Raw genomic sequence first — 25,100 nt, 5'->3', positions numbered from 1 at the left:
TTCGACTATACTGCGACGCAATAATCAAGCATTCTCCGAGACTGTAAACGGCGTTTGATAGGTTAACCATGAACGACAGGGAAAAACGCCAATCCATCATTGATGCCTGCTTGCGCATGAATGCGCTCGGCATCAACCAGGGCACATCGGGCAACATCAGCCTGCGACATGAGGCCGGCCTCCTGATCACGCCGACCAGCGTCCCCTATGAGACAATGCAACCCGAGCACATCGTCTATATGGGCTTCGACGGTTCATTCGACCCGGCGCAGCGGCCATCCAGCGAGTGGCGCTTCCACCGGGACATCCTTCGCGCGCGACCGGACGTGAACGCCGTTGTTCACGCCCACCCGGCCTATTGCACGATCCTCGCCATCATGGGTCTGGAGATCCCGCCGATCCATTACATGGTCGCCTGCGCCGGCGGCGACACGATCCGCTGCGCGCCATACGCGACGTTCGGCACGCAGGAACTTTCGGCGCATGCCGTCAAGGCCCTCGATGGAAGGCTGGCCTGCCTCCTTGAACATCACGGCATGATCGCCGTCGGGCCCTCGCTTGCGAAGGCCATGTGGCTCGCGGTCGAGGTCGAAACGCTGGCCCGGCAGTACCATGGCTGCCTGCAGATCGGAAAGCCGCGTCTGCTGCCCGCCGAAGAGATCGAAAATGTCCGTATCCGCATGGCCGGCTACGGCCATGCGGATAAATGAGGCGGGCAATCCGGTCGGTGCCGGAACGCGCTACTTCGCGACGAAACCCGCTTCGTTCATCAGCGAAGCGTTGAGCTTGTCGTCTTCCTCGAGGAACTGCACCATGTCCTTACCGGTGAGGAAGATCGGCTTCAGCGCCTGCTTTTCCATATAGTCCTTATATTCCGGCGTTTGCGTCACTTTTTGGAACAGGTCGACATAGAACGCCTGCTGCTCGGCCGTGACCTTGCCGGGCAGGAACATCGCCCGCAGCATCAGGTATTGGACGTCGAGCCCCTCTTCCTTGCAGGTCGGGATGTCGTTCCAGGATTGCGTTTCGGTGACCTTGGTCTTGTAGGAGATGCGCTCCTTATCGAACACGCAAAGCGCGCGCACCTGACCAGCGCGCCAGACTTCCAGATTCTCAGAAGGATTGTTGACGTTGGCCTCGGTGTGATTCCCGACCAATTGCGTCGCCGCCTCTCCGCCGGACTTGTAGGGCAGATAGGAGAATTTCGCGCCGGTCTTCTGCTCCATGAACACGGTGAGTACATGGTCCTCACGCTTGGAACCGGTGCCGCCCATCTTGAACGGTGAAGATGCGGCCTTCGCCGCCGCAATGAACTCCTTCACCGTCTTTGGACCCGATGCGTTATCCCACAATACGAACTGATCCATTGCGACCACCGATACCGGAGTGAGATCACGCCAGTTGAACGGAATTTTCGCCGACAGCGGCAGCATGTAGATCAGGGAATAGGCGATCAGCACCTTGTTTGGATCACCCTCGCTCGATTTCATGTACATCAGCGCTTCGGCACCCGATGCGCCGCCCTTGAGCGAAACCACCATCGGCTGCTTCATCAGATTGTTCTTCTGGATCGCTGCCTGCATCATGCGCGCCATCTGGTCGGAGGCGCCGCCGGCTCCGGCAGCGACAACAATCTCGACCGGTTTGGTCGGCTCCCAGGCAGCAAGTGCCGGCGCAGTCATAAGAACGGCCGCCAATGCGGTCGCGGCTCCTGCAAAATGTCTCACGTCTCTTCCCTATGTCTTTATTTGGATTGGCACATCAGGGGCGTGCCTGCATTGCCATTCTGCGGACTGGGAACGCGAAGTTCAAGCCGCGAACGCCCCTATTGCTACTGACTTTGGGATGAGATTGTAAGAGCCGGCGTGCGGAATCGGTCCTGTCCACGCGCCCGCCGAGCACTGCGCCGGCTCGCTGCAGCGGCCGCCCAGCGTCGACCGCAGAAACGACGATGTTACCTACTTGCCCTTCCAGTTGGGCGTACGCTTGTTCAGGAACGCGTCCATGCCCTCCCGAAAATCCTCGCTCATATAGGCGCGCAAGATCAGATCCTCGCCCTCATCGCGCGACAGCGTGCGGCGGATACGGCGCACGGCCTCCTTGGTTACCTCAAGCGTGATCGGCGCGTGGCTCGCAATGAGCTTCGCGGTCTCGTCAGCGCGGCGCTGCAAGGTCGCGACGTCGGGCACGACTTCATTGAGCAAGCCGAGCGCCAGCGCTTCCGGTGCCTCGACCAGGCGGGCCTTGAAAATCATATCCTTGGTGCGCGCCGGACCGATCAGCGCGACGATGCGCGAGATATTCGACATCGACAGGCAATTGCCGAGCGTACGCGCGATAGGAAATCCGATCCGCGTCGCTTCGGTACCGATCCGGATGTCGCAGCAGGCGGCAATCCCGGCGCCGCCGCCCGTGCAGGCACCGGCGATCGCCGCGATGACGGGCACCCGGCACTGCTCGAGAGCGCCGAGCACACGATCGATCTGCGCTTCATAGTCAAGCGCGTCCTGCGCGGTCTTGAAGGCGCGGAATTGCGAGATGTCGGTACCGGAGGCAAAGGCCTTATCACCGGCGCCGGTCAGGATCAGCGCCTTGATCGAGCGGTCCGCATTGATGCTCTCGCAGATCGAGGCCATCTGCTCGTACATCGCGAAGGTCAGGGCGTTACGCGCCTGCGGCCGGTTGAACGTGATCTTGGCGATCCCGTCCTCGACGGAATAGATCAGGTCTTCGCTGGGAGTGACCGGGGCGTTCATGGCGACCTCTTCGTTGTTATTGAACCAGCTCAGGCGACGGCGGCCTTCGGCATCGGCAAGACATCGCGCCCCTTGAGCACCTCCATCGCCGCCAAAACGCCGCCGCTCCGATGTGGCACCTCGGCCAGATCCAGCCCCATCTCGACGCCCGACAGCGTCCCCATCAGCATCAGGTCGTTGAAATGCCCAATATGGCCGATCCGGAAAACCTTGCCCTTGATCTTGTTCAGGCCGGTACCGAGCGACATGTCGAAGTTTTCCAGCACCATCTTGCGGAAATTGTCGGCGTCATGACCTTCCGGCATCACCACGCCGGTCAGGGCCGGTGAATGCGCCTGGGGATCCTGGCACTGGGTCTCCAGCCCCCACACCTTCATCGCCGCGCGGGTCGCAGCGCTGTGGCGCTTGTGGCGGGCGAAGACGTTTTCGAGGCCTTCTTCCTCGAGCATCTTGACGGCTTCCCGGAGCCCGAACAGGAGGTTGATCGCCGGCGTATAAGGCCAAGTGCCGACCTTGTTGATGGCAATCACCTCCTGCCAGTCCCAGTAGGAGCGCATCGACGATGAATTGGCCTTTGCCACCGCGAGCGCCTTTTCCGACACGGCGTTGAAGCCGAGGCCCGGCGGCAGCATCATGCCCTTCTGCGAGCCCGCGACGGAAACGTCGATACCCCAAACGTCATGCTCATATTCCATGGAAGCGAGGCCGGAGATGGTGTCGACCATCAGGAGCGCGGGATGCTTGACCCGGTCGATTGCCCTGCGAACCTCGAGTGGCGGCGTGACGCAACCGGTCGAGGTCTCGTTATGCACAACCATGACCGCCTTGATCTTGTGCGCACGATCGGCCGCAAGCCGCGCCTCGATCTCCCCGATGTCCGCGCCATGACGCCAATCGCCCGGAATGAAATCGACGTCGAGCTTGAACTTGCTGGCGATGCCATGCCAGAGCACCGCGAACTGCCCGGTCTCGGCCATCAGGACCTTGTCGCCCGGCGATAGGGTGTTGACGATCGCGGCTTCCCAGGCGCCAGTGCCAGACGAGGGAAAGATGATCACCGGCTGCTTGGTGCGGAACAGGCGCTGCATGCCGGACAGGACCGCAAAACCGAGCTCGGCGAATTCAGGGCCGCGATGGTCCCAGGCCGGCATGTCCATAGCGCGCAGCACGCGGTCCGGCACATTCGTCGGTCCCGGAATCTGCAGAAAATGCCGTCCAGTATGCAGGGTCATAGCCGTCCTTCCCGGTCTAGTCTCGGCGCTTCGCTCGAATAGCATTCTTCGGGCAGGCTTGTCCCTCACCGGGCGGGACCCGTCAATGCATAATCAAGGCACAGGGCCTCAGCGCCCCCCGCCCACCCACGGCTGACAGACGATTTTGGCATCTGCGAAGGACCGCCGACCCGTCGTTGGCACGATCCGCAACGCCCATTGCGAGCCCTATCATCATTCCGCGGCCACCGCCTTTCCGACCGCTTCTCCGACCACGACCTCATCAAATGGTTGCTCGGGACGCATCAGGAACGCCGAAAAACCGCCGAGGTTGAGGAGCCCCATCGACATCAAGAACGGCAGATACCAGTTGCCCGTCGCATCAATGACAAAGCCGGCGACAAGCGGCGAGACGATGGCGGCGAAGGCAGAGCCCGTGTTCATGATGCCGGACGCCGTGCCTGAATATTGCGGCGCAATGTCCATCGGCACCGACCAGATCGGACCAATCACAAGCTCCGCGAAGAAAAAGCCAGAGGACAGGCACAGGGCCACGACCGTGATCCCATGGATGAACAAGATCGGAATCAACGAGGCAAGCGCTCCGGCAAACCCTGCGATGATCACGCTGAGGCGGGCGAAGCGGATGCTGCCGGTGCGCTTGAGAATGCGGTCGGACAGAATGCCGCCCATGCTGTCACCGACGACGCCGGCGAAGAAGACGCCTGAAGCGAACAGCGCCGAGCTCTTGATATTTAGGCCAAAGTTGTTCTTGAAGAACAGCGGCAGCCAGTTGAGATAAAGCCACAAGGACCAGCCGTAGCAAAAGTAGGTCAGCGTGACCGGCCACATCCGCCGCAGGAGCGGAGACCACGGCACCTGAGGCCGGGGGCCGGTCGGACGGGGTGGCAATGACGCAAGCTCGGCCTCGGTCATTCCGGCGTGCTCCCGCGGCTCGTTTCGGAAATACCAGGCCCAGGCGATTCCCCAGACCAGGCTTACGAACCCCAAGGCGATAAAGGATCCGCGCCAGGTCACCCACGTTATCAGCAACGCGATCAAGGGCGGAGTCGCCGCATTGCCCAATCGCGCGAAGGCGTGCGTCAGCCCTTGCGCGAAGCCACGCTTATCCGATGGCGTCCAATACTGCATCGCGCGCGTCGCTGTCGGAAAGGTCGCGCCTTCGCCGAACCCCAACGCAACACGCGCGACGAACAGCGAAACGATGCCAGTGACGAAGCCGGTCATGATCGTTGCAGCAGCCCAGATCATGCCGCACCAGAACAGCGTCTTGCGTGGCCCGAAATGGTCGCCGACCCAGCCCCCGATGATCTGGAACAGCAGGTAGGGATAGGCGAAGGCTGAAAATACGAGGCCTAACTGTGTGTTGGTAAGCCTCAGCTCCTTCTGAATCTCACTGGCCGCGGTGCCGATGTTCACGCGGTCGATATAGGTGATAAAATACATCGCGCACAGCATCGCGAGCACGACATGTGTCGCCTTGAATCGGAACTTCAAGTTCGACCTCCCTGAGCTTTATGGCTTGTTCGGCTTGTTCGTATCGCCGCGCGCCCGCGGCGATACGCTAGCTTAAGGAGAAAGCCCTAGGTCCCGACGACTTTGAGATGTGTCGCGGAATTGCCCTCTGTGCGCTGTTCGAGAAGCTTCATCGCGACGTCGACGCCGCCGGCCCGGTGCGGAATACCCGCGACCGATAAGCCCATCTCCACGCCGGTCAGCGCCGCAAGCAAAGTCAGCTCATTGCATTCGCCGAGATGCCCGATGCGAAACACCTTGCCCGCCACCTTCGACAATCCGGACCCCAGTGACATGTTGTAGTTGTCGAGGACCACCTTGCGGAATTGATCTGCATCATAGCCTGGTGGCATCACCACGGCGGTGAGCACCGGAGAAAAGTCTTTTGGCTCCTGGCACAGTACTTCCAGCCCCCAATGATTGACAGCCGCTCGTGTCGCGGCCGCGAGCCGCTGATGGCGGGCGAAGACGTTGGCGAGCCCCTCCTCCATCAGCATGGCAATCGCCTCGCGCAAGCCGTAGAGCAGGTTGGTCGCCGGCGTATACGGGAAGAAGCCGTTTGCATTCGGCTTCAGCATTTCCTCCCAATCCCAGTATGACCGCGGCATTCTGTTGTTCTTGGCTGCGGCGCGGGCCTTGTCCGACATCGCGTTGAATCCGAGGCCCGGTGGCAACATGAAGCCTTTTTGCGAGCAGCTGACGCTGACATCGACTCTCCATTCGTCGTGCCGGTAGTCGACCGAGCCCAGCGAGGAGATGGTGTCGACCATCAGCAAGGCCGGATGACCGACGCGGTCCAACGCTGCACGGATCTCTCCGATCCGGCTGGTCGCGCCGGTTGAGGTTTCGTTGTGGACGACCATCACGGCCTTCAGCGCATGGGACGTGTCACGCGCGAGCCTGTCTTCGATAGCGGCCGGGTCGGCGCCGCGGCGCCAGTCGCCGGGTATGAAGTCGACATCAATCCCCCAGCGCGCGGCCATCTGGCGCCACAGGGTAGCGAAATGGCCGGTCTCGACCATCAACACCTGATCCCCCGGCGACAGCGTGTTGACGATCGCGGCCTCCCAGGCGCCTGTGCCTGATGACGGGAAGATCACCACCGGTCCGGCGGTTTGGAAGATTTTCTGGGATCCCTCCAGGACAGCGCGCCCGAGTTGACCGAATTCGGGGCTTCGGTGATCGATGACGGGCATGTCCATTGCCCGGAGAATGCGATCCGGAACGGGGCTGGGGCCCGGAATCTGCAGAAAATGCCGTCCTTGTCGCATAATGGACCTCCCGTTCCGGTCATATGAGCATATTTTGCATTCATTTTTTTCCATGTAAATGGTATTCTACATGCAATTCCGACCATCGACGCTAATGATCCTGCAAACTATCGTTACCCCCATGAAATCGACGATTCCCGAATTAGGGATTCCTATTGCCGAAATTACCGACGACGGCACCCCCGACCGTCCCGAACTTTCGCTTCACGGGGAGACCCTGTCGCGCCTTCGCGACTATGTGGTCGAAGGCAACATCCCGGACGGCGGCCGGGTACCCGAACGGCAGCTCTGCGAGCTATTCGGAGTTTCCCGCACCCCCCTTCGCGAGGCGCTCAAGGTCCTGGCCGCTGAGGGGCTGATCGAGCTACTGCCTAACCGAGGGGCGCGCGTGCGCGAGCTTGGCAAGCGCGATCTGGAAGAGCTGTTCGACGTGATGGGCGGCCTGGAAAGCCTCGCCGGGCGACTCGCGTGCGAGACCATCACCGATGAGGAAATCGCCGAGATTGAGCGGCTACACTACGAGATGTACGGCTACTACCTGCACCGTGACATGCATAACTATTTTCAGGTGAACCAACGTATCCACGAACGGATCGTCGCGGCCTCCCGCAATGAGACCTTGCGCAGCATCTATGCCAACTTGGCCGGCCGAATCCGCCGCGTACGCTACTCTGCCAACTTCGCACGTAAACGGCAGCGCTGGGCCGAGGCAATGCGCGAGCACGAGGCGATCCTGGACGCGCTGCGCCGCCGGGCCGGCAGCGAACTGAGCGACACCCTGTTTCGGCATCTGCGCAACAAGCGGACCGCGGCGGTCGAGCACCTCGGTAGCGCACCAGGAGGTCTGGCCGGCGAGGCTGTCGACGATTAGTTTGCCCTGCCACATTATGAATTCATAATTGACGCCAACGGGAAATAAATTGCATCTATCGGTTGGAGGTTTGCGGAACCACCCTCCTCGACCACGGAATCTGGGATGAAGAACGCGTCACCGCTCGAGCGCCAGCTGCGGTCAAATATCACCGGCGATGTCCTTTTCGACGCCTTCAGCCGGGGGCGCTATGCGACCGACGCCTCGTTCTACCAGATCGTGCCCGAGGGCGTGGTGGTTCCCCGAACCATGGAGGAGGCGCTCCGGGCGCTGACGATCGCGCGCGACGCCGGCCGAATCGTGACTCCCCGTGGGGGCGGCACCTCGCAATGCGGCCAAACCGTTAACCACGGCGTTGTGATCGATTTCTCCCGGCACCTGAACAGGATCCTCTCCCTGGACGCGGAGAACCGGACCTGCGTGGTCGAGCCGGGTATCGTGCTCGACGATCTCAACCGCCAGCTCAGGAAACATGGGCTGTGGTTTCCGGTCGACGTCTCCACCGCCTCACGCGCTACCATCGGCGGCATGGCGGGCAACAATTCCTGCGGGGGACGTTCGCTGCGCTACGGCACCATGCGCGACAATACGCTCTCGATGGATGCTGCGCTCGCCGACGGCACGCTCCTGCATTTCGGCGAAGTGCCGCGGGATCTCGCGCGGGTGAATTCACCTGACAGCGGGCTTGTACTGTTTCGCGACATGCTCGATCTCGGCGAGCGCGAAGCGGCCGAAATCGCCGACAAATTCCCGAAGGTGCAGCGCCGGGTTGGCGGCTACAATCTCGATGCGCTGGTGCCGCGCAATGCGCCGAGCAACTTGGCGCATTTGTTGGTGGGCTCCGAGGGCACCCTCGCCTTCACCACCAAGGTCGAGCTCAAGCTGTGGCCGACGATCCGCAACAAGGTGCTGGGCGTCTGCCATTTTGGCAGCTTCTACGAGGCGATGGATGCGGCCCAGCATCTCGTCAGGCTGCGGCCGATCGCAGTCGAACTGGTCGACCGCACCATGATCGCGCTCGGCCGCGATATCGCGATGTTCAAACCGGTCATCGCCGCAGCCGTGCGAGGTGATCCCGATGCCATCCTGGTCGTGGAGTTTGCCGAGGAGGACCAGGCAGAAAATCTCGCGCGGCTGAAGCAACTCAGCGAGTTGATGGGCGATCTCGGCTTTGGCTGGGATAAGCCACCGCGCAAGTGGGGCGGCGTGGTCGAGATCGTCGAACCCGCCCTTCAGGGCGCTATCGCCGACTTCCGCGCCGCCGGCCTCAACGTCATGATGTCGATGAAGCAGGAAGGCAAGCCGGTCTCCTTCGTCGAGGATTGCGCGGTGCCGTTGCCGCATCTCGCTGACTACACCGACCGCCTCAATGCCGTGTTCGCCAAGCACGGCACCAGTGGCACGATGTACGCCCACGCCTCCGAAGGCTGTCTGCATGTCCGCCCTGTGCTCAACCTCAAGCTCGACAAGGATGTCAAGGCGATGCGCGCCATCGCCGAAGAAGCGTTTGCCCTGGTGCGCGAATACAAGGGCTCGCATTCCGGCGAGCATGGCGATGGCCTGGTGCGGTCGGAATTTCACGAGACAATGTTCGGCTCGCGTATTGTCGCCGACTTCCGGGAGATCAAACATCGGTTCGATCCGAACGGTGTGCTGAACCCCGGCAAGATCGTCGATCCACCAAGGATGGATGACCGCTCGCTGTTCCGTTACTCGCCACAGTACAAGGTCAACGAGCTGAAGACCGTGCTCGACTGGTCGGCTTATCCCGGCGCCGGCGGGGGTCTTCAGGGCGCAGTCGAGATGTGCAACAATAACGGCGCTTGCCGGAAGCTCGAGGGCGGCGTGATGTGCCCGTCCTATCGTGCGACACGCAACGAAAAAGACGTCACGCGTGGACGCGCCAACACGTTGCGGCTGGCCATCTCCGGGCAGTTGGGACCCGACGCGCTTTCGTCGGACGAGATGATGGAGACGCTGAAACTCTGCGTCTCCTGCAAGGCCTGTCGGCACGAATGCCCGACCGGGGTCGACATGGCCAAGATGAAGATCGAGGTACTGGCTGCGCGAGCGGCCAAGCGAGGGCTCTCGCTACGCGACCGGCTGGTTGGCTATTTGCCGCGCTATGCGGACTTTGCCTCGCGCTTCGCGCCGCTTGCCAATTGGCGCAACAGCAGCGGCTCGTTACGAACGCTATTCGAGAAGTTCGCCGGCATCAGTTCGAAGCGATCGCTGCCGGCATTCCGGCGTGATGTCTTCAAAACGGACGCGGAAGTCTTTGGTCCCGAAGAGGGCCACGAAGTGGTTCTGTTCGCCGATACCTTCAACCGCATCTATGAGCGCGAGAACCTCGATGCCGCGCTACGCGTGCTCGTGGAGGGCGGCTATCGCGTCCATCTTCCGAAGCCCATCGATCGCGCCCGGCCGCTTTGCTGTGGGCGCACCTTTCTCTCGGCCGGCATGGTCGATCAGGCTCGCGTCGAATTGGATCGGCTGGTCTCCACATACGCGCCTTTCGCGGCGCGCGGGGTGCCGATCGTCGGTCTCGAACCGAGCTGCCTCTTGACGCTGCGGGACGAATTGCTCTCCTTACGTTCCGACGAGGTTGCGAGAGGCGTCAGTGCCCATGCGCTGCTCTTCGAGGAATTCTTGGTACGCGAAGCGGAGGCCGGCCGCTTGCGACTGCCGCTTGGCGCCATTGGCAGCAAAGCCCTGGTCCACGGCCATTGCCACCAGAAGTCATTCGGCGCGTTCAAGCCTGTCGAGAAAGTGCTGCGCCTTGTCCCGGACCTGACTGTCGAAAGCATCGAATCCAGCTGTTGTGGCATGGCCGGCGCATTCGGCTACGGCGCCGACACCTACCAAGCCTCGATCGACATGGCCGAACTCTCTCTCCTTCCCGCCGTTCGTCGCGCCGACGATGCAACGCTGATCGTTGCTGACGGCACCTCGTGCCGACACCAGATCAAGGATGGCACTGCGCGTTCCCCGCTCCACGTCGCGCGCGTGCTGGCCATGAGTCTGGATAGTACGAAATCCGAAAGTCTCTCTTCTCCCGAAAAGGAAACCCTCCATGACTGAGCTTACGCTTGATGTTGCCCGAAGGATTCTTGACTCAGCGCTTGCGAAAGCCGTCGAGAAGAATCTCAAGCCGCTTGTCATCACCATTCTCGATGCGCGCGGCGCAGTCAAACTGACTGCAGCGCAGGACGGGACGAGCCTGATGCGCGCCGAGATCGCGCATGGCAAAGCTTATGGCGCGCTGGCGCTCGGTATGGGGTCACGGGCATTGTTTCAGCGCGCACAGGAGCAGGCCTATTTCGTCGGCGCCGTGAACGCGCTGGCCCAAGGCCGCCTGGTACCGGTGCCCGGCGGCGTACTCGTTCTGAATGGCACCACGCTGCTCGGTGCCGTTGGCGTCAGCGGCGACACCTCGGATAATGACGAGATCTGCGCGATTGCCGGCATTGAAGCTGCCGGACTCAAGGCAAATCCGGGATAGTCGCAACAGGCGCAATGAGGCACATCTCCCTTCCTGGATCTGCTCTATCGCCCGGGCCAGGAAGGTTTGCGCTTCTCGCTGAACGCTTTGAGGCCTTCCTTGGCATCCTCGGTCATCGCCAATAGCGCGATCTGGCTTTCGGTATAGGCGATGCTCTCGTCGAACGACATCGAAGCGATTGCGCGCATGGCATATTTGCCGCGCCGGATTGCAGTCGGCGACTTGTCGACGATGCGGTTGATCAACCACTCGACCTTTGCGTCAAGCTCTGCGGCCGGCACCACATAGTTCAGCAGTCCTGCGGCCTGCGCCGCCTCGGCGTCAAAGGGCTCGCCGGTGAGCGCCCATTCGTTGACAAGGCGCCGGGGCGCGATCGACTGCAAAAGGCTCATCACCTGCATCGGGAAGACGCCGACCTTCACCTCAGGGAGGCCGAAGATCACGTGGTCGGCAGCCACGGCCATGTCGGTCATGCATAGCAAGCCCATGCCGCCGGCCATGCACACGGCACCTACGCGCGCGATCGCTGGCTTGGTCGAATTTTGCGAGAGCCGTAGCAGATCAGCGTAGTCGACGTTCGGCTTGGAGTGATCCATCGCGAAGGCAGCGCCGCTGTTCTGCAGGTCAGCCCCGGCGCAGAAGGCCTTGTCTCCTGCTCCCGTCAACACGATGACGCGGACGTCGCTGTCATCATGAGCGGCGCGGTAGCCTGTTGCGATGCCCGCAATCACGTCACCATTGAGGGCATTGCGCTTGTCCGGCCGGTTGATCGTGATCCAGAACGCCTGGCCGCGCTTTTCAAGGATCACGCTGCTGCTCTCGGTCATCTTGCCCGCCTGTTCTTGCCGTTTCGGGCAACCATTTGCGGCAGGATCGCGGCCGACTGCAAGGGCGATTTAGGCCGAGACCCGGGCCTTCCGAACCCAAACCTTGTTGTCGTGAAACGCGGCACCACCGACAGGAGCGACCGTTTCGGCACCGGTCAGCGTATTGATGCCGCGGCCACCGATATGGGCTTTGTTCGGGTGGATCGATTCGGCGATCAGTACGCCGCGACGCAGGCCGTCGAACAGTTTCGCCGTCAGCGTCGTTTCGCCGCGTGTGTTGCCGAGCGTCACCGCATCGCCGTCGGCAATCGAAAGGGCCGCTGCGTCGTCCGGATGGATCATCACCGTCGGCTTACCCTCGCGGGCTCTGGATCCCGGCGTCTCATTGAAACTGGTGTTCAGATAGCTCCGTGACGGCGAGGTTGCCAACCGGAACGGATGCTCCGCGTCGGCCTCCTCAATAATGGTCCAATGGTCGGGTAGCGACGGCATCTGGTCCCATGGCCCCAGGCCAGCGGTCCCGAAAGGCGGATGCGCCCAATCGGCCTTGAAATGGAACTTCTTGTCCGCGTGCGCAAAGCCGTCGAGGTAGTGCGAGGTGCGGAAATCCGGCTGGATGTCACGCCACAGATCCGCCTCCAGCTTCTCGATATCGCCATGGCCGCTCTTCTTCAGCGTCACATCGATCAATTCACGCGGCGACATCTCAAAGCCCGGATGGACCGCATTGAGGCGGCGCCCCAGCGCCTGAATCACTTGATGGTTACTGCGGCATTCGGCCGGAGGCTCGATCAGCTTGGGTCCAACTGAGATGTGCTGGTGACCGCCGCCGTAATAGAGATCATCATGCTCCATGAACATCGTCGCGGGCAGGACGATATCGGCCATGGCGGCAGTCTCGGTCATGAACTGCTCATGGACTGCCACGAACAGGTCCTCCCGGGCAAACCCTTCGCGCACCAAAGTCTGCTCCGGCGCCACCGTCACCGGATTGGTGTTCTGGATCAGCATCGCCTTGACCGGCGGTCCACCCTTCAAGGCTTCGGCGTCGCCGGTCAGGATACGTCCAATCCTCGACTGATCGAGCCAACGCGTGGTGCGGTCAATCGCGTCATGTCCCTCGATGATGGATTCGTTGAATTTCCAGATCGCGGCATTGTTGAAGAACGCACCTCCGCCTTCATATTGCCAGGCGCCGGTCACCGCCGGAATGCAGAGCGCCGCGTGCATCTGCGCCGCACCGTTTCGGCTTCGCGTGAAGCCGTAGCCCAGGCGGAAGAACGAGCGTTTGGTCCGGCCGACCAGACGAGCGAAAGCCTCGATCTCCTCCACCGGCACGCCTGATATCGACGAAGCCCATTCGGGAGTCCTGCTGGCGAGATGCGCTTCCAGTTCGTCCGGGCAGTCCGTATAGCAATCCATGTAGGCCCGATCCGCGTACCCTTCGCGAAACAGCACATGCATGACGCCGCAGGCGAAAGCAGCATCAGTGCCGGGCCGCAGGACGATCTTCACGTCAGCCTGCTTCACCGTGTCATTGTTGTAGATATCGATCGCGGCGATCTTGGCACCCCGCTCTCTCCGGGCGCGCATCGCGTGCGTCATGACGTTGACCTGGGTGTTCACCGGGTTGGTTCCCCAGATCACGACGAGGTCGGAGACACCCATTTCACGCGGATCAACGCCGGCGATCTTGCCGGTGCCGACTGAAAAGCCGACACGCGCGATGTTCGCGCAAATCGTGGAATAGAAGCGGGAGTATTTCTTGACATGCGCCAGGCGGTTGATGCCATCACGCATCACGAGCCCCATGGTGCCGGCGTAGTAATAGGGCCAGATCGACTCGGCTCCGAATTCGTGTTCGGCCGCATTGAAGCGCGCGACAATCTCGTCTAGCGCCTCGTCCCAGGAAATCCGGGCAAACTGGCCCGAGCCCTTCGGCCCGGTTCGCCTCATCGGGTAGAGGAGCCGTTCGGGATGATGGATACGTTCGGCATAACGCGCCACCTTGGCGCAGACGACACCCGCGGTATAGGTTTGCAACTTTGAGCCGCGGACCCGGCCAATCGAGCGGCCCTCGATCACCTCGATGTCGAGCGCACAGGCCGATGGGCAATCGTGCGGGCAGGTCGAATGACGAATGTCGATCTTGGCGTGCTCGTTCATCTCAAATTGGTAACACCAAATTCCGGTCCCGCCGAGAGGGATTTGTGGGGAATTTGTCTGCCAACGAGCATACGCCGTGCAAGGGCCAAGTCAGGTTCCGCCAAGCAGCAGCATCAATAGCCGGGAAGCGTGCGGATTCGATTCGCCGGCTGAGCAAGTCGTGTCGGCCGGGGAGTGTCCGGGATGATATCTGGGCCGACGAAGTCTGGGCCAGCAGGCGCGACTTGCGCGGTATCCGAAACCCATTTCATAGCGGACGGATGACTAACCACGATGCCGGTCAGGGCGGTGACGATGAGCAAAGGCAAAGCAATGAGCTTGATGCTCCGGCTTTGACAACTGTCCTGGTCGTCATCAGGAGGCTCGCCAAATGAGTCGTGCATGAATCTCTCCGCATTGCGGATGTGGTCCGCAATGCCCGGGTTACCGCAACGCACGCCGAGGCCCTGTGAATGGCGTCACAGGTCCGACGAGCTCACCGCCTTGTGAGAGATGTCACGGAGCTATTCGCTGCCGTTTTCCGATCCAGAATCGACCAGTGTCTGTAGTTCTTCGGGCTTCAGCACCACGATCGCGCCATGCTCGAGCCGCACCCAGCCACGCGTGGCCCATACCCGAAGCTGCTTGTTGATGCTTTCGCGGGTCATGCCGACCATCTCACTGATCTCTTGCTGGGTGATGGCAATGACACGACCTTGCGGCTCAGGCTTGTGCTTCTCAGTAAGGCGAAGCAAGGCGCTGGCGACCCGGCCTGGAAGGTCTTGGAGGATGACCTGTTCGACTTGATCGCTGGTCCAGCGCAGCCGTATGCACAGGAGCTCGATGAACTTCATCGCTAGCGCCGGCTGGCTTCGGACGAAGGGAATGAATTCGCGCTTATCAATGATGAAAAGTTCGCAATTGCTGTTCGCGGTAGCGTCGGCTGTCCGCAACCCTGAATCGAGCACTGCGATCTCGCCGAAGATCTCTCCGGCCTCGATCAAGTTCAGGATCGCGTTGCGGCCATCAGGCGATGAGATGCTGATCTTCACCGTGCCCGATATCACTGCAAACAGGCTTGTGCCTGGATCACCCTTCGAGAAGATCGCAGCTCCGCGTTTCAGCGTCGTGTGCTTGGCGTAACGACACAGCTGCTCGAACGCCTCGGGTTCGAGATCGACAAAGTACGGATGCTTGCGGAGAACCGACAATTTGCTGGTCGAAAATCCGCGAGTCTCGCCCGTTTTATCCTGGGGCACGCTCGTTACAACTCCGAAAGCAAAAACTGCCTGGGATGTAGTTATTCCGTAGTCAACTGAAACCGGCTTTTCAACTGGAAAGCAGCTTTCTACGTGGATGTGAGTGTAACGCTCCGGTCCCGACGTGGGAAGCCAGCCGTCCGGAGGCCTTTTCCCGTCTCGCCCAAGTAGCTCTCGTCTGCATCTGCCACCTGGACGGAACGTGCGACACGTTCGACAACTCTACGACAAACTTAACTAATTTCAGCTTCAGCCTCCAAAGTGACCGCGTCAATTTGGAGGAGCGCTGCCGTGCAGATCAGGCCTCGTCACCCGAGGCCATCCGGGTCTATTTGCCGCCCTCGTCCGCGAGAAAGTGACCGAACGTCCCGCGCGCAAACAGCAAGGGCTCCCGCCGATTATAGGAATAGGCCTCAACCGCACCCAGGAATATGACGTGATCGCCGCCATAATAGCGATTTACGGCACGACATTGAAAGTTGGCGACGCTGTCGGTGATGACGGGCGCATTCCCCAGTCCAGGCGTCCAGCTCACCCCGACGAACTTATCATTTGAGGATTTTGCAAATTGCGACGCCAAGGCCTGCTGGGACGCACCGAGCACATTGACCGTGAAGTGGCTCGCATTCTGGAAGATGGGCAGCCCCTGTGAGAACAGGCCGAGGCTCCACAACACCAGCGGCGGATTTAGCGATACCGACGCAAAGGAGTTGCAGGTGACGCCATACGGCCTGCCGTCCGTGGCCATCGCCGTGACGATCGTGACGCCGGTCGCGAAGGTGCCCAACGCATTCCGAAAATCCCGCGGGTCGATCGGTGAGTTGCCGCTGGCAAATTCGTTGGCCGGGTCGGCCGGATGCTTGGGTACGTCAGACATCCGGTGAACCTCAGAGCGTCAGATTTTCGGACGGCAAGCCCAGCGCCACACGTCCATAGTTGGTCCCTGCCGCATCGAAATTGAAGGCAAGGTGTGAATTGACCGCATGGGCGTCGCGGAACTGCCGCTGCAGCGTACCCGAGGTGAAAAGGCTGCGCGCCCCGCTTGCGGCAAACAGCAGCGACACGGCCTCGCTGCAGAGATTGACCGAGAAAGCGCCATCGCGCCGCAGCCCGGTCTTGGCGGCGATGTCGGGGATATGGCCGCTCCGTGCGTCCGCCATCGCGCCGATGCAGTTCGATCGCATGATCAGGCGCGCCGCATCGATCTTGGCGGAAGCTTCCGCGATCTTGATCTGTGTGCTCTGCATATCGCCAAGCTTGGTGCGATTGGAGGTCGAAACGCGGTGGCGGGCGATCTCGATATAGTCGTCAAGACAGGCCTGTGCATTGCCGAGGCCAACGCCTGACAGGACATAAGGAAACAGCGCGAACACCGGCAGCGCGTAGAGCGCGTTCGGATTGACCGAACTGCCAGGCGTCGGCCCGCCCGCAAGATCGCTCACCGCGATCGACATCGCATTTGCCACAAAGGCTTCCTCGACCTCGACCCCGTTCGATCCGGTCCCACGCAGGCCGGTCGCATTCCAGATATCCTTGATCCTGTAGTCTCGCCGGTTAAGCAGGAAGATCCGGTATTCGACTCCATCAGCCTCGTCATCGGAGGAGACCACGCTGCCGAGCATGTTCCATTCGCAGGATTCGACACCCGACGAGAATGACCAGCTTCCAGTCAACACGTGGCCACCATCGACTTTCCGCGCCCGGCCGGCAGGGAATATGAAGGAGGACGCAATCAGAGTATTCGGCTCCTTGCTCCAGACCACATCCTGCGCCTGCGGATCGAACATCCCAAGCATCCAGTGGTGGCTCGCCAGATTGGCGAAATTCCACGCTACGGAAGCATCGCCCTGCCCCAGCGCATCGGCACAATCGATCAGCGCGACATAGTCGAGCTCCGCGCCGCCGACGCGCCTTGGCTGCAGGATCCGGAAAAGGCCGGCGTTATGCAGGTCGTACTCGGTCTCCGCCGGCAGGCGCCGCAACTCCTCGGTCCTTGCCGCCCGCTCGCGAAGCGCCGGAATGAGGGCCCTGGCACGGGCAACCATGGCCACATAATCTTCTGCTTGCCGCTCGATAGGCGAGCTTCCACCGGGCCTGCGGCCTTCTGTTGCCATTGGCGTTTTCCTGCTCGGCCTTTCTGATCCCAAAGTGGCCAAGACCGTCAGCAGTTTATCGCTTGAACAACACGGATCAAGACATCTCGCAGCATACCGACGTGAACGAACTGACGCCTGGAATCAAAATAAGCCCGGTGGCCAGACGGCCACCGGGCTTATTCGGAACCTGTCGGCGGACCTGCCGGCCTTGTGCGGCCTGGCGGACGCCCATAGTGGCAGATCGCGTCGAGGATCACCCCATGGTTTTCCGCCAGTACAGGGTGTGCGGCCATGCCCAGGGAGCCTCCGGCTCGTACAGCCGATACCCCGCACGGATGAAGTTGTTGGCAGAGGCGATATTGTCTGTCGTATCGGAAACGATCGAATGCCATCCATTTCGGCGCGCACGAGTCTCCAGGGCGCGCATCAAGCGCAGTTGGAGGCACCGGCCGCAATGCTGTCTCAATACACCAACCCGGCAAAAGTAACCGGCGTTGTCGACATGCGTCGAAGAAACGAGTCCGGCAAACGCCACCGGCTCGGCTCCGTCGAAGGCCAGCCACCAGTGTCCCTGATCGAACGCCGGAACGCGCGCCCGGTCGAAGAACGTCAGCTGATGCAGCTCGGCAAGCGTGTCCGCGACGTCTTCATCCTGGCCGTCGACCTCGCGAATTCGATACATCTGTGAATTCCCTCCAATCACTTGGCGTTCACTTGGCAAGGGTCGCCTTGACGCCGAGCCAGATCGCCCCAAGCAACCCGGTGGCGAGAGCAGCGCATCCTTGATGAAGGAATAGAGGATCATGAAGCCGGGGTTCTGCTGCATGAAGACATGGTTGACGTAGTCCGTCTCCTGCTGCGCGGCAGGTTCATCCTCAGGCCCCACCGGCTCGAAGCGGACGACCTCGTCGGAGCCCGCGAAGATATCCATCAGGGACGGCATCAGACCCTCGATTGTGTCAGCGACGTCGGTCGAGACCGCGCGCGAGCGGCCATCCTGCGCCGGCATGTCCTTGCGCATGTCGCCGAGATAATAGTCCATGGCGTCGGCGCGCTCCTCGGCCAGGCGCGCGGCCGAGATCGCGGCCAGCGCGCCGGCCTTTTCGGAGGCGAGCATCGCCTTGAGATCGGAGGTGGACATTTTTGCCATTGAGACTTGCCTTGGTCTGAAATGAAAGGAAACGCGTGCCGGACGCAATCGGGTGTGCCGCCGGCGCGTTCAGCAGCCGACCGCCGGTCGCTTCTTGCGAGATGCCGCGCGGCCAGACTCTTGTCTCGAACTCATGATCCGGGAGCACGCGCGTGGCCGCGCAACGCCATCGACACACCGCTGAAGATGCTGGAGCAGCCGCAACCCAATCCGGTCGGCACCTCCAAGCTGAATTGAGTTAGCGCGCCGTCTTTTTCCAGGTCGCGGACTTTGGATTCCAGCCGGCCCAACGTCCGGCACCTTGCTTCACCGTTTCTTCCGGAAAGCCCCAGATCACTGGGGGAAACGGGTAGTCGAGCATCGGCTCGCCGGAACAATCCCGAGCGGCCGACCGGCTGGCGACACCGGTACGCCCTGATAGGGCACGCGTGGTGCGCCGACATCCGGAGACGAGATCCAGTTGCCAAAACGATCGTCGAACGACGCGGGGTTGGCGGGAGCCAGTTCGCTGGGCGGTGGCGCTCCCGTCACCCTGTCGACAACAGATCGCGGTAGCGCGCCGATCGCGCTTGCCGGGTGATCTATGAGCCGGGCCGCAGGGCTAGACGAACAACTGCCGAACGGCGACGACCACGAGCATGGCAATCCCAAACGCCGCGATACTCAATCCCGCCAAAGGCGCGTGAGGCGCGACGCTCCTGTTGACGAGGAATACTCCGCCGACGACAGCGAGCAAGCCAACCATGGCGATCAGTTGAAAAACGCCCATTGTTTCTCCGGAGTACGCAGGTCTCATGTCCAGACGGGATTTTCGTGCGCCGACGAGAAGGCCCAATCGCTCCAGCGCCCAACGCTCAACCCCGCCGGCGCTGCGCCTTCCGCATCACCACAGCGCCGCGGCCTGGTTCTTCACCGAGAGCTCGACGAATGTGGAAGCGAAGCAATCTATATACCACGAAGGCAGTCCGAATTGCCTCGTAGCTCTCAGCCGTCCTGACCTGAGCATCAACGACGCGAAAACAACCGCATGAGCCATTCCTCCCGATCTTCGGTGCCAGGTGCGGAGTTAGTTGGAAAGTCCCAGATCGGCGGTGGAAACGGGTAGTCCGGCATCGGCTCGCCGGACACGAGCCCGAGCGGTCTGCCGGTTTGGGATGGCGTCGGCTGATACGGACTGCGCGGAGCGCTGGCTTGAGGCGACGCGGTCCAGTCACCGAATCGGCTGTTGAATGTGGTTGGTCGACCAGTTGAGAGGAGGCGATCAGACGGAGCGAACTGGATAGCCGGTGCACCTCGATCAAAATCGGATGCATCCGACCTGCTGGCGACGCGCCTTAGATATCGGACTGGCGGATCGTTGATCGTGCCCGGAGGTCCCTCGACCGCAGGTAATCGCGCGGATCAATCCATATCTTGTGGGACGCTCCCCGTAGAGGATGAACGCCAATTTCCGAAGCGATCGTCGAGAGAACTTTCGCGATCTCGCAACGCCGCTGCTTGTCCGTCTGAACGCACGGCCGTCACATCGATCGGATTTGCCAAGCGCCGATCAAAACCTGGAATACGAACCGCACGCGTTTCGCCGCTAGCCGGATCGACGACGTGGAGACGATCGAAGACCTCTGGAAATTGCGTTCCCGGTCCGAAAAATCCGGCACGCCTTAATGCGCCCGCTGCAAACGAATTGCTGTTCTGCGAATACGGGCGATATTCATAGTCGACCGAATTGACCTCATCGGCAAACCGACGCATCTGAGCCCACCGAGATCTCAGGTCATCACCTTCGGCAATCATCGTATGTGGCTGGGTCGACGCGAGATTGCGATCTCGGCCTTCTCGTGCTTTCAATCGCTTGAAAGGCGAGTCGCCATTGTCGATGCCGTCCGACAGCATCTCCTCCCGAAGGAATGCCACCAGCTTTCCGATGTTGTGATCAAACTTATGCTGTGGCACTCCCTCGAGCGTATGGTGATTGCCGTCAGAATCGATGTAGTTCACAACGACATGGCGTCCGAGAACCGATCCTTGATAAGGAACAGCCGTTGCGTTTGTATAGGTAAGAAAGATTTTTTCAGACACGTCGTACTTCCATTACTTATTTGTCCATAGCGCAAAGTGGGTTTCGGATTTTCTTTGGGCAGCGAGATAGGCAAAGCCCACCCTGACATCCTTGCTAGAGAACTCGACGAGATATGTCTTCGATCGCGGATTGTAGGTTATGGGTAGAGCAAAACGTGATCGCAAAGCCTCGACTAACAGCGCATCTGCTTCGCAATCTTCAAACGGCGTGTATCGCTTGTTGAGTTCGTCGAACGGAGTGATCTCGTTTCTTTCCTTGGCTAACAGTTGATCCAGCTCCGTGACATAGGACGCTACTCTCGCGAGGCACGAAGCCGGGTCGCCCCGCGCCTGCTTCATCTGAGGTCCGTAGAGAAGAGTGGTTACAACTGCGAGAGGGAGGATGAGACTGAACCAGATTTTTCGTGCGGTATTCATTCCAAGAAGGCCCCACTCAAAGATGACGTTGCGCTATAGAACGTATGGAAGGTCGATTACCGCACGCGTGTGTCGGGCGCACTGTTTGCGGCACCAGGCAGGCTGATGCCTCGATGCGATCGGGCTACCAAACGAATCTCCTTTTCGACCTGCTTCTGCGACGTCGCGAGTACGCAGTCGGATTGCTACTTGCGAACAAACAAGGTGGTCCCGGCGTTCGATCTTCCTTCGGAGACAAGATATTCGAAACCAACCAGAACATCGTCACTCGAAAAATGAATGAGGTATTCTTTTGTTCGAGGGCTGTACTCTATCGGTTGAAGGAAACGCGATGGCGCAACTTCCTTCAACAAAGAGCCAACCTCGCAACCTTCAAACGGCATGTATCGACGGTTAAGTTCCACGAACGGGGTAATCCAGTTTCTTTCCTTGGCTAACAGTTGATCCAGCTCCGTGACATAGGATGCTACTCTCGCGAGACACGAAGCCGGGTCGCCCCGCGCCTCCTTCATCTGAGATGCATAGAGAAGTGTGGGTACAACTCCGAGGGAGAGGACAGCAGCGAACCAGGTTCTTCGTGCGGTATTCATTCCAGGCAGGGCCCATTGAAGTATCTTTGAGGACGATAGAACATATAGGGAACAACATCAACCTGCGAACATTGGCATCGCCATGTGTCGTCGCCTATGTTTGCGGCGCCGGACAAGCTGCTGCGTGGATGCCATAAGTGGACACCCACATCTCAGCACGCCGCGATCATCTTACACCCACCCCTGCTCCGTATACCGGATCGGCCGGTTGAACGCCGCCCTTCCCGGCTGTTCGTAACAAATCGCCATCAATCCAAGCCCGTCAGCGGCGTGGCTGGACCAGTCGTGCTCCGGCCCTAGCCCGACATTCCGCGTCTCGTCCCTGCGCTCGTGGTAGAAGCCGATGGCGTCGCGGCCGGCTTCGGTGGTGGCTTCATTCCACCATATCTGCGGGCCCAGCCGGCGCAGCGCCTCGATCCGCATCATCGCAGCGCCGCGGCCCTGGTTCTTGACCGGCGGTTCGACGGTGAAGCCGGCCTCGCGCAAATGGTCCTCGTAGCGCTTGCCGGTGACGTTGTTGGTGGCGACGCCGTCATGCGGCAAATAGAGGATCGCGTTCTGATAGCCGCGCGAGCGCAGCCAATTGACGTGGAAGGCCAACACCTGACCGACGCTCTCGTAATAGTCGAGGATGCGAATTTCAGCTCCCGCCCACTGCGTGACCCAGATCGTGAACGCGTCGGCGGTCGCGCCGGAGCCGCCGATATCGATGAAGGCGCGCAAGGGCAGGAGCGGATCGGCGGAGACCTTTCCGATGCGTCCCTCTTTCCGCGCCTGCGTCAGCATCTCGGCGAAATAGGCGCCTTCGAACGCTCGCACGTAATCTCCCTCCCAGATGTGATCATAGCGATCGGGATAGAGCGACAGGTCGGTCCGCCGCTCTTCTTCCAGCACGGCCGGAAACCAGGGATTGTCGCGCCAGTTCGCGTGCACGACGATCGCGCCCGGCGGCTTTCGCGCGCGCAGGAAGTCGTCGATTGCGTCGGTCTTGCGCCGTGGATTCCAGCTCGCCCACAATTCTGAGCCTTCGGCACGGATGGTCGGACGCAACAGCGCAAGGCTGCGTGCGCTCAGTGACTGCGCCTCGTCGACCCAGGCGATGCGAAAGCCCTCCAGCGACTTGATCGAGTCCGCCGTGTGATCCTGCATGCCGCGAAAGATGATGATACCGTCGCCCGGCGTCTCGATCTTGTCGGCAAACAGCTTGAAGCCGCTGGCGATGCCGAGCGAGGCGATCTTGCCTTCGATCAGGCGTTTCGAGGATTGCGCCAGCGTCCGCTGCGCCTCGCGGATGCAGACCGCGAGCGTGCCGCGCTCGGCCTGGCAGGTCTCGACCAGAAGCTCTCCAAAGAAATGGGATTTTCCCGAGCCCCTGCCCCCGAATACTGCCTTGTATCGGCCGGGTTGCAGCAGCGGTTCAAATGCTTTCGCGGTCGGAATTTTCAGGATGGACAATGACGCGCTCTATTCGGTGGACGAGTTCTAGCTGGCCGTCACCGCTGTTCTCGATTGCCTGCGGGGCCTTGCCCCAGCCGCGATCGAGAATGGCGTTGGCGGCGGACACGCGTGCGGCCGGGGTTGCATCTTTGCTGCGCATGATGCCGACCAGGACGTTCAACGCCGTCCTGGTATGACTGCGGGCCAGCGAGCGTATCTCGGTGAGGGTTTTTGCCACTTAAGTCTCATGCAGATCGGGTGGTTCGTATCGCTTCGCTTGCGTGCGACGGCGTATTGAATTTGCGGCAGATCGCTCGGAGACAGCGATCATTTCGGCGCGAACCTTATCCCCTGGAGCGTCGGGGGCCGCTTGCGGCCATGGCGCATCCACGCCAGGCCGCACGCCGGCGCGTTCGCGCGCGCCGGCTGATCGATGGTGGAAGTGGTTCGGACGACGGCGCGCTTGCGACGCGCGGCGTCGGGCACGGAGATGTGGCGTCGTGACGCGCGGCCGTCGTCCGATTCGAAAAACGGAAAAGAAAAAGCCCGCCGCGGATTTCTCCGCGCGGGCTTCACAATGTTTGCGATGATGTCCTTATGCCCGTGATTTGCCCGACGTGTCAACGTCCGAGTTAAACGTGGCCAAGCAGCGATCCGGCTGCGCATCATCGGTGGTCGGAGGCCGCGACAGCAAAATGCCCGCAGCGGTTATTTCCGCTGCGGGCATTCACGTATTCCGCGACGATGTCCTTATGCTCCTGATTTGCCCGACGCGTCAAACGCTTTCTGGTGCGTAAACAAAATACGCAAAATGCGGAGAAACAACTTCGCCAAGATGAAACCGATCCTTGCGACGGTATTGCTCCTCGGTTGGGGCGACGCGGCGAAGCGCCACGGCAAGCGCGAGCAGTTCGCCGATCGGCACAAGCGAACCGGCGTTGGCCAGTACGCCGATCTTCGATCGTATGGCAGGGAGACCGTCTATGTATTTCGCTGCTGTCGTGCTCACGATTCTATCGGGGCTGTTCTATGCCGCTGGCAACCATCAGCTCGGCCCATTCAGCTCCGACGTCTGTCGCTATGGCGGAATGTTCTGCGACAGTCCGCACTATGTGCTGGTGGGCGCCATTATCGCAGCCGCTTGGGGCAAGTTCGTCAGCATCCGCTGAACCGTGCTGATCCCGCGTGACCGCGGAAGACCAAACCAGCCTCGAGGCTCATTGCGGCACTGTGGAGTTGGCAGGGTGCGCGGGCTTCGGGCCGGGCGCAGCAGGCTCGATCGGAGGCTTCGGCTCCGTCGGCATCACCGTGGCGCCTGCCGCTCGTGCAGCTTCCCCTGTTGTGGAGTAATTGGCCGTCGCGGCCGGCTGCACCCGCGGCTTGCTCCATGGACCATGATCGACCACCAAAATACCGAGCACGCCGGCTGCGGCTACCGCCACTGCGACCAAAAGCGGTACCCCGCCGTGTCGGTTCGAACGATTTCCGATCAAAGGACTCTTCTCCATCGAGTTCACTTGGCCCAACGAACAAATCCTCGCGGGCTCGGAGGTTCCGCGCTCGCAAGTGGAACAAATTGCCCGTTGATGCATTTGGTCGACTAGGAGCCTGTCCGAGTAGTCCCTGTTCAATTGGGTGGGAGTCTGATTTTATTGGCGGCGATGAGCAAGTATTTTCGCCTCTGGAAGATTGATCAGCCGCAGCTTCTGCCGCCCAGCGTGCAGGATTTCGTACCGAGGGACCACTTGTCACGGTTCATCGTGGAACTGGTGCGGGAGAGCCTCGACCTCACCGAGATTATCAGCAGCTACACGAGTGCACTCGGCCAGCCGCCGTTCGATCCGCGCCTGATGGTGGCGCTGCTGCTCAACGGCTATGCGAGCGGCATCTACTCCTCCCGGCGCATCGCCAAGGCGTGCATCGAGCGCGCCGACTTCATGATGATCGCAGCCC

25 protein-coding genes are annotated in these 25,100 nt (G+C 60.9%); 6 read left to right on the top strand and 19 right to left on the bottom strand.

Features of this window, described 5'->3' with window-relative positions; translation table 11 throughout:
• Positions 1 to 68 precede the first annotated feature (68 nt).
• The gene (locus tag K288_RS0127470; RefSeq protein WP_027582448.1) at positions 69 to 710 is read left to right on the top strand and encodes a class II aldolase/adducin family protein; all 642 of its coding nucleotides are present in this window, start codon (positions 69 to 71) and stop codon (positions 708 to 710) included.
• Between the two features lie 30 nt (positions 711 to 740).
• Here the strand turns inward: K288_RS0127470 and K288_RS0127465 are convergent, their stop codons facing one another.
• The 5 genes from K288_RS0127465 to K288_RS0127445 form a co-directional block, all read right to left on the bottom strand.
• Entirely contained in the window at positions 741 to 1,682 is a 942-nt protein-coding gene (locus K288_RS0127465) for a tripartite tricarboxylate transporter substrate-binding protein (RefSeq protein WP_051334756.1), read from the bottom strand.
• Between the two features lie 276 nt (positions 1,683 to 1,958).
• Positions 1,959 to 2,756: an enoyl-CoA hydratase/isomerase family protein gene (locus K288_RS0127460; protein ID WP_027582446.1), complete on the bottom strand. Its 798-nt coding sequence runs from the start codon at positions 2,754 to 2,756 to the stop codon at positions 1,959 to 1,961.
• Between the two features lie 29 nt (positions 2,757 to 2,785).
• Positions 2,786 to 3,988 (bottom strand): aminotransferase class V-fold PLP-dependent enzyme, encoded by a 1,203-nt coding sequence (locus tag K288_RS0127455; protein WP_027582445.1) that lies wholly within the window; start codon positions 3,986 to 3,988, stop codon positions 2,786 to 2,788.
• Between the two features lie 213 nt (positions 3,989 to 4,201).
• On the bottom strand, positions 4,202 to 5,485 hold the full coding sequence (locus K288_RS0127450) for an MFS transporter (protein ID WP_027582444.1): 1,284 nt from the start codon (positions 5,483 to 5,485) through the stop codon (positions 4,202 to 4,204).
• 86 nt (positions 5,486 to 5,571) lie between these two features.
• Entirely contained in the window at positions 5,572 to 6,774 is a 1,203-nt protein-coding gene (locus K288_RS0127445) for an alanine--glyoxylate aminotransferase family protein (protein WP_027582443.1), read from the bottom strand.
• A gap of 121 nt (positions 6,775 to 6,895) precedes the next feature.
• Between K288_RS0127445 and K288_RS46725 the strand changes: the two genes are divergently transcribed.
• The 3 genes from K288_RS46725 to K288_RS0127430 all read left to right on the top strand — a co-directional run bounded on the left by K288_RS46725 (position 6,896) and on the right by K288_RS0127430 (position 11,147).
• A complete protein-coding gene (locus tag K288_RS46725) occupies positions 6,896 to 7,645 on the top strand; it encodes a GntR family transcriptional regulator (protein WP_084799749.1) in 750 nt (249 codons plus the stop codon).
• Between the two features lie 105 nt (positions 7,646 to 7,750).
• The gene (locus K288_RS0127435; RefSeq protein WP_027582442.1) at positions 7,751 to 10,726 is read left to right on the top strand and encodes an FAD-binding and (Fe-S)-binding domain-containing protein; all 2,976 of its coding nucleotides are present in this window, start codon (positions 7,751 to 7,753) and stop codon (positions 10,724 to 10,726) included.
• Positions 10,719 to 11,147 carry a heme-binding protein gene (locus K288_RS0127430; RefSeq protein WP_027582441.1) on the top strand — a complete coding sequence of 143 codons (429 nt, stop codon included), beginning with the start codon at positions 10,719 to 10,721 and terminating at the stop codon, positions 11,145 to 11,147. The genes K288_RS0127435 and K288_RS0127430 overlap by 8 nt, the downstream gene beginning before the upstream one ends.
• Positions 11,148 to 11,191: 44 nt before the next feature.
• Here the strand turns inward: K288_RS0127430 and K288_RS0127425 are convergent, their stop codons facing one another.
• From K288_RS0127425 to K288_RS52665, 13 genes are all read right to left on the bottom strand, one after another.
• The gene (locus tag K288_RS0127425; RefSeq protein WP_027582440.1) at positions 11,192 to 11,974 is read right to left on the bottom strand and encodes an enoyl-CoA hydratase/isomerase family protein; all 783 of its coding nucleotides are present in this window, start codon (positions 11,972 to 11,974) and stop codon (positions 11,192 to 11,194) included.
• A gap of 69 nt (positions 11,975 to 12,043) precedes the next feature.
• The gene (locus K288_RS0127420) at positions 12,044 to 14,140 is read right to left on the bottom strand and encodes a molybdopterin oxidoreductase family protein (RefSeq protein WP_027582439.1); all 2,097 of its coding nucleotides are present in this window, start codon (positions 14,138 to 14,140) and stop codon (positions 12,044 to 12,046) included.
• A 113-nt stretch (positions 14,141 to 14,253) separates the two neighbouring features.
• Positions 14,254 to 14,523 (bottom strand): hypothetical protein, encoded by a 270-nt coding sequence (locus K288_RS52670; RefSeq protein ID WP_152535699.1) that lies wholly within the window; start codon positions 14,521 to 14,523, stop codon positions 14,254 to 14,256.
• A gap of 120 nt (positions 14,524 to 14,643) precedes the next feature.
• A complete protein-coding gene (locus K288_RS0127410; RefSeq protein ID WP_027582438.1) occupies positions 14,644 to 15,378 on the bottom strand; it encodes a Crp/Fnr family transcriptional regulator in 735 nt (244 codons plus the stop codon).
• 328 nt (positions 15,379 to 15,706) lie between these two features.
• The gene (locus K288_RS0127405; RefSeq protein ID WP_027582437.1) at positions 15,707 to 16,255 is read right to left on the bottom strand and encodes a flavin reductase family protein; all 549 of its coding nucleotides are present in this window, start codon (positions 16,253 to 16,255) and stop codon (positions 15,707 to 15,709) included.
• 10 nt (positions 16,256 to 16,265) lie between these two features.
• Positions 16,266 to 17,423 carry an acyl-CoA dehydrogenase family protein gene (locus K288_RS0127400; RefSeq protein WP_201449733.1) on the bottom strand — a complete coding sequence of 386 codons (1,158 nt, stop codon included), beginning with the start codon at positions 17,421 to 17,423 and terminating at the stop codon, positions 16,266 to 16,268.
• A 304-nt stretch (positions 17,424 to 17,727) separates the two neighbouring features.
• Complete coding sequence (locus K288_RS55680) at positions 17,728 to 18,516, bottom strand: GNAT family N-acetyltransferase (RefSeq protein ID WP_343208598.1); 789 nt, start codon at positions 18,514 to 18,516, stop codon at positions 17,728 to 17,730.
• A 709-nt stretch (positions 18,517 to 19,225) separates the two neighbouring features.
• Positions 19,226 to 19,393, bottom strand: coding sequence for a hypothetical protein (locus K288_RS53710; protein WP_160169008.1), 168 nt, complete (start codon positions 19,391 to 19,393; stop codon positions 19,226 to 19,228).
• 632 nt (positions 19,394 to 20,025) lie between these two features.
• On the bottom strand, positions 20,026 to 20,703 hold the full coding sequence (locus K288_RS0127375; protein ID WP_152535698.1) for a hypothetical protein: 678 nt from the start codon (positions 20,701 to 20,703) through the stop codon (positions 20,026 to 20,028).
• Positions 20,704 to 20,715: 12 nt separating this feature from the next.
• A complete protein-coding gene (locus tag K288_RS0127370; protein WP_152535697.1) occupies positions 20,716 to 21,042 on the bottom strand; it encodes a hypothetical protein in 327 nt (108 codons plus the stop codon).
• An 839-nt stretch (positions 21,043 to 21,881) separates the two neighbouring features.
• Positions 21,882 to 23,165: a phage terminase large subunit gene (locus tag K288_RS0127360; RefSeq protein ID WP_027582431.1), complete on the bottom strand. Its 1,284-nt coding sequence runs from the start codon at positions 23,163 to 23,165 to the stop codon at positions 21,882 to 21,884.
• Positions 23,128 to 23,385 carry a hypothetical protein gene (locus tag K288_RS50880; protein WP_084799748.1) on the bottom strand — a complete coding sequence of 86 codons (258 nt, stop codon included), beginning with the start codon at positions 23,383 to 23,385 and terminating at the stop codon, positions 23,128 to 23,130. Before K288_RS50880 ends, K288_RS0127360 begins: the two co-directional genes overlap by 38 nt.
• A 537-nt stretch (positions 23,386 to 23,922) precedes the next feature.
• A complete protein-coding gene (locus tag K288_RS52665) occupies positions 23,923 to 24,156 on the bottom strand; it encodes a hypothetical protein (protein WP_152535696.1) in 234 nt (77 codons plus the stop codon).
• On the opposite strand from K288_RS52665, the gene K288_RS0127340 reads away from it, so the two are divergent.
• Complete coding sequence (locus K288_RS0127340) at positions 24,131 to 24,316, top strand: hypothetical protein (protein ID WP_027582429.1); 186 nt, start codon at positions 24,131 to 24,133, stop codon at positions 24,314 to 24,316. The two genes, K288_RS52665 and K288_RS0127340, sit on opposite strands and share 26 nt — an antisense overlap.
• Positions 24,317 to 24,364: 48 nt before the next feature.
• Here the strand turns inward: K288_RS0127340 and K288_RS50875 are convergent, their stop codons facing one another.
• A complete protein-coding gene (locus K288_RS50875; RefSeq protein ID WP_244443272.1) occupies positions 24,365 to 24,640 on the bottom strand; it encodes a hypothetical protein in 276 nt (91 codons plus the stop codon).
• A gap of 159 nt (positions 24,641 to 24,799) precedes the next feature.
• Here K288_RS50875 and K288_RS46710 point away from each other — a divergent pair.
• The coding region (locus tag K288_RS46710) for a transposase (protein WP_160169007.1) at positions 24,800 to 25,100 on the top strand (301 nt) is incomplete at its 3' end.

It is taken from the genome of Bradyrhizobium sp. Ai1a-2 (assembly GCF_000426245.1).
GTDB lineage: Bacteria > Pseudomonadota > Alphaproteobacteria > Rhizobiales > Xanthobacteraceae > Bradyrhizobium.
Note: the sequence above shows the minus strand (reverse complement) of the source record. Positions and strands in the feature narration are given on the sequence as shown.

Coding starts and splice junctions, on each gene's coding strand:
- K288_RS0127340 (WP_027582429.1), top strand. CDS start 24,131: ATGTATTTCGCTGCTGTCGTGCTCACGATTCTATCGGGGCTGTTCTAT.
- K288_RS0127455 (WP_027582445.1), bottom strand. CDS start 3,988: ATGACCCTGCATACTGGACGGCATTTTCTGCAGATTCCGGGACCGACG.
- K288_RS46725 (WP_084799749.1), top strand. CDS start 6,896: ATGAAATCGACGATTCCCGAATTAGGGATTCCTATTGCCGAAATTACC.
- K288_RS0127435 (WP_027582442.1), top strand. CDS start 7,751: ATGAAGAACGCGTCACCGCTCGAGCGCCAGCTGCGGTCAAATATCACC.
- K288_RS0127420 (WP_027582439.1), bottom strand. CDS start 14,140: ATGAACGAGCACGCCAAGATCGACATTCGTCATTCGACCTGCCCGCAC.
- K288_RS0127405 (WP_027582437.1), bottom strand. CDS start 16,255: ATGTCTGACGTACCCAAGCATCCGGCCGACCCGGCCAACGAATTTGCC.
- K288_RS0127445 (WP_027582443.1), bottom strand. CDS start 6,774: ATGCGACAAGGACGGCATTTTCTGCAGATTCCGGGCCCCAGCCCCGTT.
- K288_RS0127425 (WP_027582440.1), bottom strand. CDS start 11,974: ATGACCGAGAGCAGCAGCGTGATCCTTGAAAAGCGCGGCCAGGCGTTC.
- K288_RS0127465 (WP_051334756.1), bottom strand. CDS start 1,682: ATGACTGCGCCGGCACTTGCTGCCTGGGAGCCGACCAAACCGGTCGAG.
- K288_RS0127460 (WP_027582446.1), bottom strand. CDS start 2,756: ATGAACGCCCCGGTCACTCCCAGCGAAGACCTGATCTATTCCGTCGAG.
- K288_RS53710 (WP_160169008.1), bottom strand. CDS start 19,393: ATGGGCGTTTTTCAACTGATCGCCATGGTTGGCTTGCTCGCTGTCGTC.
- K288_RS55680 (WP_343208598.1), bottom strand. CDS start 18,516: ATGGACTATTATCTCGGCGACATGCGCAAGGACATGCCGGCGCAGGAT.
- K288_RS52670 (WP_152535699.1), bottom strand. CDS start 14,523: ATGCACGACTCATTTGGCGAGCCTCCTGATGACGACCAGGACAGTTGT.
- K288_RS0127400 (WP_201449733.1), bottom strand. CDS start 17,423: ATGGTTGCCCGTGCCAGGGCCCTCATTCCGGCGCTTCGCGAGCGGGCG.
- K288_RS0127430 (WP_027582441.1), top strand. CDS start 10,719: ATGACTGAGCTTACGCTTGATGTTGCCCGAAGGATTCTTGACTCAGCG.
- K288_RS0127370 (WP_152535697.1), bottom strand. CDS start 21,042: ATGAAGCAGGCGCGGGGCGACCCGGCTTCGTGCCTCGCGAGAGTAGCG.
- K288_RS0127470 (WP_027582448.1), top strand. CDS start 69: ATGAACGACAGGGAAAAACGCCAATCCATCATTGATGCCTGCTTGCGC.